We start from the raw sequence: 10,888 nt of genomic DNA on the forward strand, positions 1-10,888 counted from the left end.
CAAAAGGAGATTAATGGAATTCAAGAGGGAACATATAGGAACGCCCGAACCGGAATCTGCCGCGAGTAGGAAAGGAGTAGGACGAGCTGATCTGCTGCCCGAAGGAAAAGATAAGAATAGCCGGGGATACCTTTTTCCGCCCGAAAAACGGAAAATAGAAGTAACAGCTAGAGCGGACCAGATAGACGGATTCGAAGGAGCGGATAAAAATGAAACAAATGACAGCCACAATCGAGTACATGGAGCGCGACGTCAAGGCGATGGAACGTGCGGAACCACAAACGGCTTTTTTGCTTAAACGGCTCAAACGGCATCATGCCCCCACCTATCGCAAAAGTTTGCTTACCGCCTACTACTCGCTGCAGCTCGCGAAGGCGCTCGGATTTACCCGGGAGGAGCAGACGGTTTTATTCCGGACCGCTCTGCTTCAAGATATCGGCAAGCTGCATATCTCCCGCGATATTCTCGACAGCCGGAACCGGCTGTATCAGGGGGCTGTCTGGCAGATGCAGGCGCACCCGAAGTATAGCGCGGATATTTTGCAGACGTTTATTGCGAGCGGGGAAGTCGACGGAGAGGCTGTGCTCCAGCATCACGAAAATTTGGATGGCACCGGGTATCCGTCCGCGCTGAATTGGAAGTCGATTACGCTGAACGCCCGCATTCTCCGGATTGCCGGAAGCTACACGGAACTGACGGATGCACAGGGGGCGGCGAGGCTCGGCCCGAGAGAGGCGATGGAGGAGCTGTACTGCTGGAGCGATGTGTTGTATGATGCCGATCTGGTGGAGCTGATGAATCACTTGATTCGCCAAACGACGACGGAAGATGCGGTGAAGGGAGATGGCGCGCATGAGCTTGCTGCACGAAATCGAAAGTCTTAAACGCACCCTGTCCCGGATGGCCGACCGTCACGGGAATCTGACCCACAACTGTGTCGTAAGAATCAGCCAGCTGCTCGACAAAAAGCTGAACGAGTATGAGCGAATCCGCCGTGAATCGGGCCGGGGGTAAGCTCAGGAGGGCAACGGGATGCGACTTTTTCCAAAGCCGTCTGGATTGTGATATCGTTAGGAGAGCTGACGATAGATACATCCAAGACGGTTTTTTCGTATGGAGCTAGGGAGAAAAGGAGCTGCGGGCTGAATGGAGCTACTGCATGTGAATATCGAGCAGGCCGGGTACGACGAGCAGGAGAGCGTGATCCAGGGCGTATCGTTCACGCTGGAGGCCGGGCAGCTCGTCGGACTGATCGGTCCGAACGGAGCGGGCAAAAGCACGACGATTAAAGCGATACTCGGCCTGATAAAAAAGACGACCGGCGAGATCCGGTTCGGCGGACCGCAAGGGACGTACGCGTACATCCCGGAGCATCCGATCTTGTACGAGGAGCTGACCTTGTGGGAGCATCTGGAGCTGGCTGCGGCCGCTTACGGGCTGACCGAGGAATTGTTCCGGGAGAGAGCGGAGGAGCTGCTTACCCGGTTTAAGCTCGGCGGATCGAAGCACCATCTGACCACCTCGTTCTCGAAAGGGATGCAGCAGAAGGTCATGCTCATTCTCGGCTTTCTGACCAAGCCCGACGTATATATTGTGGACGAGCCGTTTATCGGGCTCGATCCGAAAGCGACGAAGGAGCTGCTCGATTCGCTGAATGACGAGCGGCAGCGGGGGGCGGCCATTCTGATGTCGACACACGTATTGGATACGGCGGAGCGGATCTGCAGCTCGTTCGTATTGCTCGATGCGGGAAGAGTCGTCGCCAAGGGCGATCTGGAGGCGATCCGGCAGTCGTGCGGCAAGCCGGAAGCTACGCTGTTCGAATGCTTTCATACGTTGACGTGAGCGGAGGGGCGAGATGATTCAGGCAAACCGGTTGTTCGCCCGAAGGCTGAAATCGGAATGGAAGTTTCAGTATAAAGTATGGAAGATGGCCGTCGATTGGACGGTTGCGCTGTATTTCGTCATTCCGGGACTGCTTGTCGCCGGGTACAATTATATATGGTGGTGGCGGGAGATGCCGGCTTGGGGGCACTACGTGCCGGAGCTCGCCCTGCTGCTTGTGCTTTATTTCGCTTCCTGCTCGGGATCGCTGCGGCTGTTCCTGGAGGAGGCCGACCAGTTGTTCCTTATACGCAATCAGAGCTGGATGAACCGGCTGAAAGGCTGGGGAATCGCTTGCTCGCTGACCGCAACGGCGCTGCTCTCGGCTGCGGTGACATGCCTCGCCGCTCCGTTTCTCGTCAAGGTGCATCAGTATGGGGCTGCCCGTCTGCTGCTGCTCGGTGCGGTGGCGGCGCTTAGCGGCATGCTGATGCAGCTCGCGGGCAGGTGGATTGCGCTGCGTCTGCCGCGTCTGCCGGGCTGGTTTGCGCAAGCGGGCTGTTTTCTCGCCCTCGGGGCCATGTTCCTGTACGTAGCCCGGCTGGAGATGGGCTGGGGCTGGAGCGCCGTCTGGGCTGCGGTGCTGGCCGCAGGGACCGTGCTGCTCGTCCGGGTGCGGATGAGGATGACCGGAACGTTTTATCAGGATGTGGCCTATGAATACGACCAGCGGATGAAGTTCGCCGCCCTGCTGATGGGGTATGTCGTGCCGAAGCCTGCGAAGCTGTTAAGACGCAAAAAGCCTTGGCTGCTGGCGGGCTCCCGTCATTTGTTCCGAAAACGTACGCCGGATCGCGTGCTGGCGGAGACGATCGTCAAGTCGTTTTTCCGAAGCGGGACGCAGCTTAAGCTGTACATTCAGTTTACGCTCGCTTGCAGCTTCGCCTTGCTGGCGCTGCCGGTTATTGTGAAGTGGGTGTTCTGGCTCGGCGTTTCGTTCCTGCTCGCGTATTGGATCAAGATGTACGGCAAGGAAGTGATGGCATCCTCGTTTTTGAAGCTGTTCCGCTGGCAGGATGCCGACCGGCTGAAAGCGATCAGCCGAGCAACTCCGCTGTTGTTCGTGCCGGCTTACGTGCCGGCCGGTCTGCTGCTCGGCTGGAGCGCTTACGGATGGTGGGCGGGGCTGCTGCTTATTCCGGCGGGCTGGCTGATCGGTTATGTGATGGGAGAGCTGCTGAACGGATGGTAGGGCAGAGTGGCTGGCGGTGCGGCTACGGGGTGTCGTTCAGAAGCCAGAGATTCGGATGCGGCGGGAATAGGGGAGCGGCTGGTGGAGATGCTAAGTGCTGACACCTATTCCAATCTGAAAGTGGGGCTTTCGATGAGTCATGCACCGATCTACTTCGAATTTCCGGATTCCCGCTCCGCGAATCTGGCGGTCGATACGCTGACCGAGCTCGGTTATCACGTACATGCGACCGAGATAGACGGCCGGCCGGGGCTGGAGCTGTATGTGGAGCATAACGATCTGACTTCGGCTCTGGAGATTACGCAAGCTACCGGAGGCACGCTGCTGGATACGGACGGGAGCGTATCCGGGAATGCGGCTTACGAGGAGGCGTACGCGCTGGATACCGTGCCGATCCCGGCGCATACCGTTAACGAAGACTGGCCGGAATCGTACTTCTCGGACACGTCTCGGGGGGATACGGACGGAACGGGCTTTGCCAATGCGGCGGACGAACCTGAAACGTTCGACCCGTCGGGCGACGATTACGATCATTTTCCGGCGGGCATTAAGTTGTAAGGAACAGCAATTGGCAATTGACGATTGGCAAGTGGCGAATAGCGAATAGCAGGCAGCAAGTGGCGGTGGAGCTTCGGGAGAAGCTTGCCGCTTTTTTTGTTGTAGCGGACGTGATGACGGCTGTTGAGGCCGTCTGTGGATCGTTAACCTGATATAAATTTAATGATTGAAATGATTAAAGCCGTATGGAAATTGTCGATTTCTTGCCATAAAAAAAGCTGTAAATTAATAAAGGATATTCATCGTGGAGAAGACTTCGCCTAAAAAGTGCGCTATTTGCTGGTGAGGGCACAGGAAACTGACTTTTGTGAATAAGTTGTGGATATCACCCGTGGATACTGTGGATAAGTTAGGGTGAAGTTGTTGGTTTCTTGTGGACAATATGGGGATGGAGTAGGGATGAGTTGATCTGAAGTAGAATGCAGAGGTTCACGTTAGCCCGCACCACACCGTTTCGAGGAAATCCGAAACAACGGCGTGTTACCGAGACAAACGCGGAAGTATAATTTCCGCTGTTTCGACCAATGAGCGTCAAAAGAGATCATAGAGGAAGAAACGCTTCCGTTATCCATGCGAAAGAGGAGAAATTGCCCCATTTTCCAAGAAATAGCGGAAGTTGTTCTTCCGTTGAACCTGTAAAAACGGGTAAATAGAAGAAATAGCGGAAGAAGATCTTCCGCTAAGGGTTACTTGATGATCAAACCTATGAACGTTGTGAACAGGCAGCGTTAGCACGTTTTCCTGCTGACCGATCCGAAGTGAATTCAGTCCGCTCCTTGTTCAAGCTTCAGCTGCTCCGCCTCTTCGCCGGCGCTTTTACCTGCCGTGTATCCCGACGTAAAGGCGGCCGTAATGTTGTAGCCGCCGGTGTAGCCGTGAATATCCAGTACCTCGCCGCAGAAAAACAGTCCAGGCATCCGCTTCGACTGCATCGTTTTTGGGTCGATCTCCTTCAGGTTGACGCCGCCGCCGGTGACGAACGCTTCTTCAATCGACAGCGTGCCGTTCACGCGTACCGGGAACGCTTTGGCGAGCTTGGCGAGCTCACTCCAGGGCTGCTTGGGGATATTGTCGTACGTAACGTCTTCCCGGATTTCCGCCTTGGCGAGCAGAAGCGGAATAAGCCGGTCCGGGAACAACGGTTTGAGTATGTTTTTAACCGCTTTTTTCGAATCTTCGCGGGCGAGCCGCATCGAGTCGGCGAACACTTCGTCCTCCGAACGGTCCGGACACAGATCGATCGTCACCCGTACGGTGTTTTCCCCGGATTTTTTCAGCTCCTTGACGACGAACTGGCTGCAGCGCAGCGCCGCAGGGCCGGATAGGCCGAAATGGGTGAAAATCATATCGCCCTCGTGCTCGATGATTTTTTTGCCCTTCTGGTTCCATACGGACAAATGGATATCGCGCAAGCTCAACCCCTGCAGCTCGCGGCTGCGGATAAACGATTCGTTCGACGTAAGAGGCACTTCGGTCGGGTACAATTCCGTAATCGTATGCCCCGCGTCCTCGGCCCAGGTGTAGCCGTCCCCTGTGGACCCGGTATGCGGCACGGACTTTCCCCCGGATGCGACGACGACGCAGCGGCTTGCGAGCTTTTCTCCCGAACGGAGCCGGACTCCGGCCACCCGCCCGTCTGCGTACAGCACCCGGTCGACCGGACTGTTGATGCGAACCGCAACGCCTTGATCCCTTACCCGGCCTACGAGCGCGTCTACGACCGTTTTGGCTTTGTCGCTGACCGGGAACATCCGTCCGCGGTCCTCCTCCTTCAGCTTAATCCCCATCCCCTCGAAAAAGGCGATAATGTCCCGATTGCTGAACGTGTTCAAGGCGCTGTGCAAAAACCGGCCGTTGCCGGGGATGTGCCGGATCAGCTCGTCCAGCTCTTTCGCATTGGTGACGTTGCACCGGCCGCCGCCGGATATGCCGAGCTTGCGGCCCAGCTTATCTCCTTTGTCGATCAGCAGCACGCTTGCTCCTCCCGCGCTCGCCGCTATACAGGCCATCAGGCCTGAAGGGCCGCCGCCGATGACGATACAGTCGTAAATCACGTGAATTCCGCTCCTTTTCCGGACGAAGCCGGGTGAATACGCTCATTGTAGCGTGTTTTGGCGGAAAAGGAAAACGGCGGCGAGCAGAGAGGGGAGTAGATAGTTGCCGGTATTATGGATTAACGCCGCTTGATGTACGGGATGACCGATGCTTCGCCCGTCCACCGCTCATCCGTATGGTTGCGCCCCCGCACGGCGATTCGCCCGTCACGGTATACCTCGACGAACAAGCTTTCACTTTTGAGCGGGGATACCGGCTTATTCCCGGCCGAATACACCCCGCGGATGGCGCCGCTGCCAACTGCCGTGAAGGGACCGCGCCACAGCTGCCCAGTCGTCTCCAGATCCCAGTGCGTATGTCCGGAGAACAGGACGACGGCCGGGTATTTCGCGAGGATGGCGCGCAGACGTTCATGCTGGACCACGCCGCGCTCGAGCGAGCTGCCTTCCACCGTGTCCGGCAGGGGCTGGTGCAGGAAGACGAATGCCGGCATGCAAGAGCTGCCGGAATCCGGACCGTTCCCTCCCGATGCTCCCGTATGCCGAGGAGGACTCGTTAAATCGGCAAGACGTCCGTCCAGCCAGTTCAACTGCTCGTCAGACAAACTGGCGTCCTCGCCGACCGATTCGTCGACGTCCCGGTACGCTTCTCCACTTAGAAAAAGAAAGGGCACGCCGCGCACGGACGTTTCGTGATACAACCGGCGATAGCCGAAATGCCGCTTGAACTGGGAAGCTGCCTGATAAGAGCTCCAGTCTCCGCTTAACTTGGTGTAATCGTAATGAGTCCCGCCATGCAGCCACATCCGGTAATAGTCGTGGTTGCCCATCGTCGCGTGAACAGGAGGGTGGGGCGTCCGGCTGAGCAGCTCCTTCAGACGGATGAAGTCCCGCTCGCCGCCGTTCGTCAAATCTCCATTGAGTACAAGTAAATCGGCGTCCGGCTTTATGGTATAATATTCTATAAGCGCTTTCATGAGCAAATGCTGCGATTCTTTATCGGTCTCTTGAATGTGAAGGTCGCTCAGCAGAATAAAGGAGAGCAGAGGCGATTCCGTTTGTGATCCGGGGGATATTTGCTTGTCCGGAGTTTGCCGTGGAAGCTTTGCGGCACGGTTTTCGGCTGCGGCAAAAGCGCCGGGAGATGTGAGTCCAGACAGATTCCTGGGCGACAGTTCCGCTTCGGCTGTCCATCTGCCCGCGAAGCTGGGTATGGCGCATGAACATAGCGCAAGCACAGCCGAAACGCATAATACGAGCGTGTTTTTATGAATCGGACTCGCCTCCCGAAGTTTGGTCCGGCGGGATCATCGGTTTGTCCCGCGCTTACGAATAGGTTGGTTTCATTTTCCCGACTTATACATAGAGGAACGGAGTGATTGGTTTTGCCTCAAATGATTTCATGGGGGCCGTTCGCGATCCAGACCGGACTGCTGGCCGTCATTGCGGCAGCGCTGACGGCGATCGCGGCTGTCCACCTGATGGCGAGGACGGCTGGCGGCAGCCCTGCCAAGGAAGCGGCGGAGCTGCTGCAGAATGCGGCTTTTATCGCACTGATCGTATGGAAGTTTGGCCACGTCTTGTTCGCTCCGGCTGTCATCTGGGAACGGCCGTCCGCTTTGCTGCTCCTTAGCGGGGGAACGCGGGAAGCTTTCGTCGCGATGCTGGCAGCAGGCGTGTATCTGGTTGTGCGTCTGCGCAGGAGAGCGATCCCGATCCGGCTGTTTCTCGATCTTGCCACTTTTGGAGCTGCGCTGGCCGTTATCGTGTACGCGGCGATCGATTGGAATTACGGGAAACCGACGTCGCTGCCGTGGGGAATAAGTGTGAACGACCCCGAATTCCGGTATCATCCGGTGTCCGCTTATACGATGCTGGCGGCGGCGTTCGTTGCCCTGCTGCTGTGGATACGCCGGGGGCAGGCGGGCACGGGGGAGCTGTACAGAGCCGGCTCGATCTATATGGGGCTGGGGCTGCTGGCCGTCTCCTTCGGTGCGGTGCCGAAGCCTGCCGTGCTGCTGCTGTCGTCCGATCAATGGTGGGCGCTTGCTTTGGCGGGAATTGGCATTGTTTCGTCTACTCTGTCGCATAATAAGGCGGAAGGGAGATGACCAATCATGTCAAACCAACCAAAAAACGATCAGGACTCTATCGCGCAGCGCCGTCAAGCCCAGCAAAACGAAGAAACCCGCGGGAAATCGGCCGGCAGCGTCGTGGATAAAAAGCTGGACGGTCCGAACCGTCCCTCGGTTTAAGCCGGGTCCCGACAGGAGCGGAATATGGACAAAAACTACAACGAGCGCCAGGCGCGGCATGCGAAGCAGCAGCCACAGGCCGGCGGGGACGATGCATCGCTGGACCCGTTCGAAATTAATTTTTTGCCCCAGTTTACGGAAGGCCGAGGCCCAAGAAAACCGTTTATTAACGAATTCGGCGTGACGATCGGCGACCATATCTACGAATCGCCGGACTCCCCGCTCAGCCAGTGGACGGAAGAAACCGACCCGATGGTCATGGCGGGCGATCAATGGGTGCACCCGTTCAAGGATATCGGATTTCAGACCGACGAGAACCGCGATTATTTCGAGAAGGGGATCTTGCCTTCGGCTCAAGGCGGCCGGTTCATGCATCCGGATAAAAACACCGCTTACGATGCGGGCACGGACCCCGACCCGGATCATGTAAAGGAATAAGCGGAATTGAAAGGTTGGCAGGGCGGAGGGATCGGGTTAGCCCGGCTGGAGGTTTCGCGGCAGACCGTACCACCCCTTTATGTAAAAAGAGACAGGCGGCGCTTAATCAGGCAGCCATGCGACGATGGGGACAATGCGATGTTTCGAACGGAGATGACGGCTCTTTATAGAAATCTCATCCGTTCGGTTTCGAATGGGGGCTTTGCTTACGCGGGCTGGAGATGTATAATAAAAGTTAGTCAACATTTTCGATTCGAAACTTGCGAATCTTGGAGGAGTGAAGATCATGTCCATGTCATTCGAAGCATATATGAAAGATGTGGTTCAACCCATGCGGGAGGATTTGACCCGTATCGGCATTCAGGAGCTGCGTACGCCGGATGAGGTCGTAGAGCAGTTCGAAAGCGCGAAGGGCACCTCGCTCGTCGTCGTCAACTCGGTATGCGGCTGCGCCGCCGGCCAATGCCGCCCGGGTGTCGCGCAAGCGCTGCAGCACGATATTACGCCGGATCACCTGTTTACCGTTTTTGCCGGACAGGACAAGGAAGCTACGGCCAAAGCCCGCGAATATTTCGCGCCGTACCCCCCGTCGTCTCCATCGATCGCCCTGATGAAGGACGGAGAGCTGGTACACATGATCGAGCGCCATCAGATCGAGAACCGCTCCGCATCGGAGATCGCCGCAGATCTGACTCAAGCGTTTGAGCGTTTCTGCCGCTAATCGGCTGGGAACTAAGCAAGCAGTGAGCTGCCCGCAAGGGCAGCTTTTTTGTTGCTTTCGCCTCTCTCCGGGGAGCCGCGCGCCTGAAGGGCTGCTCTTGTTCTGCTTTGAATAAGGACGCTGCTCCTCTCTGTGCAAACTGTGGATAAGTTGTGGATAGTGTGTGTAATTGCCGTGGATAAGTTATAAATTTTCGTGGATATGTTGTTAATAAAATGTGGATATGTGGGCTAATGGTGCTGGGAAGCTGCGTTTCCGCTATCGCTTGGGGCCGGTATGCCCGAAGGGAATAGCGGAACGCTTGGTTCCGTTATTGCCGAGACGATCGGCGGGATTAGACGGGTTCTGGGGAATTCCCTCCGGCAAGAAACCGCTCCGGCAGATGGAGCTGTGCCGCACCTGCGAGCTCCCCGTCGGATAGACTGGTCGTTCTCCCGTTCTCGTATTGCCGGACGACCCATTCGTACAGCGCCTTCACGCCAGGGTGGCGTTTATCGACGCGCTCGCTGCCGGTCAGGCCGAGATAGCGGTTCACCCAATGCGCGACGCCGGCCGTGCCTGCTTTGTCGGTGACGAGGACGCCGAGCGGCCGGTTCAGCAGCTTCGCGGTGTCGAAGATGTTGTAGATCTCTTCGTTTTTGATAATGCCGTCGGCATGGATGCCGGCTGCGGTTACGTTGAAGCTTTTGCCGACGAACGGCGTCATCGGAGGGATTTCGTACCCGAGCTCGCGTTCGAAATAATCCGCGATTTCCGTAACGACCCGCGTATCAACCGAACGGTCCCCTGTAAGACCCATGTATTCGAACAATAACCCTTCGATCGGAGTATTCCCCGTCCGTTCGCCGAACCCGAGCAGCGTTCCGTTCACCCCGGAGCAGCCGTACAGCCAAGCCGTCGCCGCATTGGTAAGCACTTTGTAGAAGTCGTTATGCCCGTGCCATTCGAGCTGTGCGGACGGGATGCCGGTCTCTGTCCGCAAAGCGTGCAGCAGCCGCGGCACACTGCGCGGCAGTACCGCTCCGGGATAGCTGACGCCATAACCCATCGTATCGCATAGTCTCACCTTGACGGGGATGCCGCTTTCCGTGGAAAGCAGTTGGAGCTGCTGCACGAACGGGACGACGAAGCCGTATACGTCAGCCCTTGTCACATCCTCCAGATGGCAGCGGGGGCGAACGCCTTCCTCCAGGGCGGCGCGCACAACGGACAAATATTGCTTCATCGCCTGTTCCCGGTTCAAGCCCAGCTTGAGATGGATATGGTAGTCCGAACACGAGGTCAGGATGCCCGTCTCGCGGATGCCCATCTCTTTGACCAGCTGAAAATCTTTCTCCACCGCGCGAATCCAAGCCGTTATTTCCGGAAATTCGTATCCCCGCTCCTGGCATGCCCGGACCGCTTGCCGGTCTTTCTCGCTGTACAGAAAAAATTCGCTCTGGCGGATGACGCCGCTGGGCCCCGATAACCGGTGAAGCAGATCGAATAAATCGGTAATCTGATCGACGGTGTAAGGGAGGCGGGCTTGCTGGCCGTCGCGGAACGTCGTGTCGGTAATGAAGATCGAGTCGGGACGGTCCAGCGGGACGTCCACACCGTCGAAGAGTACAAGCGGAGGAGCGTCGTAAGGAAATTGTTCGCGTTGCAGGTTGGGCTCTGCAGGTGTGGCCGTGGCCGCCGAGAGGAATCGATCGTCCATGTTGCGTTTTTCATTCATTGTCGCTTCACCCTTTCTTCGTATGAGTTTATTGTATGAAATTTGTTTGATAAATGAAACTTTATATAT

At 56.9% G+C, this 10,888-nt stretch carries 12 protein-coding genes; 9 read left to right on the top strand and 3 right to left on the bottom strand.

The genetic code is table 11. The features are described 5' to 3' along the window. Nucleotides 1-209: 209 nt before the first annotated feature. The 5 genes from AC3Y2E_RS26665 (at nucleotide 210) to AC3Y2E_RS26685 (ending at nucleotide 3,634) form a co-directional block, all read left to right on the top strand. Nucleotides 210-884, top strand: coding sequence for an HD-GYP domain-containing protein (locus AC3Y2E_RS26665; protein ID WP_379215867.1), 675 nt, complete (start codon nucleotides 210-212; stop codon nucleotides 882-884). Beyond that, nucleotides 853-1,014, top strand: a complete 162-nt coding sequence (locus AC3Y2E_RS26670) for an aspartyl-phosphate phosphatase Spo0E family protein (RefSeq protein WP_190929777.1) — start codon at nucleotides 853-855, stop codon at nucleotides 1,012-1,014. Before AC3Y2E_RS26665 ends, AC3Y2E_RS26670 begins: the two co-directional genes overlap by 32 nt. Before the next feature lie 132 nt (nucleotides 1,015-1,146). Then, nucleotides 1,147-1,845, top strand: coding sequence for an ABC transporter ATP-binding protein (locus tag AC3Y2E_RS26675; protein WP_379215870.1), 699 nt, complete (start codon nucleotides 1,147-1,149; stop codon nucleotides 1,843-1,845). Between the two features lie 13 nt (nucleotides 1,846-1,858). Next, the gene (locus AC3Y2E_RS26680; protein WP_379215872.1) at nucleotides 1,859-3,076 is read left to right on the top strand and encodes an ABC transporter permease; all 1,218 of its coding nucleotides are present in this window, start codon (nucleotides 1,859-1,861) and stop codon (nucleotides 3,074-3,076) included. A gap of 81 nt (nucleotides 3,077-3,157) precedes the next feature. Then, on the top strand, nucleotides 3,158-3,634 hold the full coding sequence (locus tag AC3Y2E_RS26685) for a hypothetical protein (RefSeq protein ID WP_379215874.1): 477 nt from the start codon (nucleotides 3,158-3,160) through the stop codon (nucleotides 3,632-3,634). A 764-nt stretch (nucleotides 3,635-4,398) separates the two neighbouring features. On the opposite strand, the gene AC3Y2E_RS26690 is transcribed toward AC3Y2E_RS26685, so the two are convergent. Further along, nucleotides 4,399-5,688, bottom strand: a complete 1,290-nt coding sequence (locus AC3Y2E_RS26690) for a BaiN/RdsA family NAD(P)/FAD-dependent oxidoreductase (RefSeq protein WP_379215876.1) — start codon at nucleotides 5,686-5,688, stop codon at nucleotides 4,399-4,401. A 119-nt stretch (nucleotides 5,689-5,807) separates the two neighbouring features. Beyond that, entirely contained in the window at nucleotides 5,808-6,926 is a 1,119-nt protein-coding gene (locus AC3Y2E_RS26695; protein ID WP_379215878.1) for a metallophosphoesterase family protein, read from the bottom strand. A 156-nt stretch (nucleotides 6,927-7,082) separates the two neighbouring features. On the opposite strand from AC3Y2E_RS26695, the gene AC3Y2E_RS26700 reads away from it, so the two are divergent. From AC3Y2E_RS26700 to AC3Y2E_RS26715, 4 genes are all read left to right on the top strand, one after another. After that, the gene (locus AC3Y2E_RS26700; protein WP_379215888.1) at nucleotides 7,083-7,799 is read left to right on the top strand and encodes a prolipoprotein diacylglyceryl transferase family protein; all 717 of its coding nucleotides are present in this window, start codon (nucleotides 7,083-7,085) and stop codon (nucleotides 7,797-7,799) included. A gap of 6 nt (nucleotides 7,800-7,805) precedes the next feature. Further along, a complete protein-coding gene (locus AC3Y2E_RS26705; protein ID WP_332076167.1) occupies nucleotides 7,806-7,943 on the top strand; it encodes a hypothetical protein in 138 nt (45 codons plus the stop codon). A gap of 24 nt (nucleotides 7,944-7,967) precedes the next feature. Continuing rightward, nucleotides 7,968-8,381 (top strand): DUF3905 domain-containing protein, encoded by a 414-nt coding sequence (locus AC3Y2E_RS26710; RefSeq protein WP_379215881.1) that lies wholly within the window; start codon nucleotides 7,968-7,970, stop codon nucleotides 8,379-8,381. Between the two features lie 286 nt (nucleotides 8,382-8,667). Continuing rightward, nucleotides 8,668-9,102, top strand: coding sequence for a BrxA/BrxB family bacilliredoxin (locus tag AC3Y2E_RS26715; protein WP_379215883.1), 435 nt, complete (start codon nucleotides 8,668-8,670; stop codon nucleotides 9,100-9,102). A gap of 334 nt (nucleotides 9,103-9,436) precedes the next feature. On the opposite strand, the gene AC3Y2E_RS26720 is transcribed toward AC3Y2E_RS26715, so the two are convergent. Beyond that, nucleotides 9,437-10,819, bottom strand: a complete 1,383-nt coding sequence (locus tag AC3Y2E_RS26720; protein ID WP_379215885.1) for a beta/alpha barrel domain-containing protein — start codon at nucleotides 10,817-10,819, stop codon at nucleotides 9,437-9,439. Nucleotides 10,820-10,888: the final 69 nt, after the last annotated feature.

It is taken from the genome of Paenibacillus sp. MAH-35, assembly GCF_058135425.1.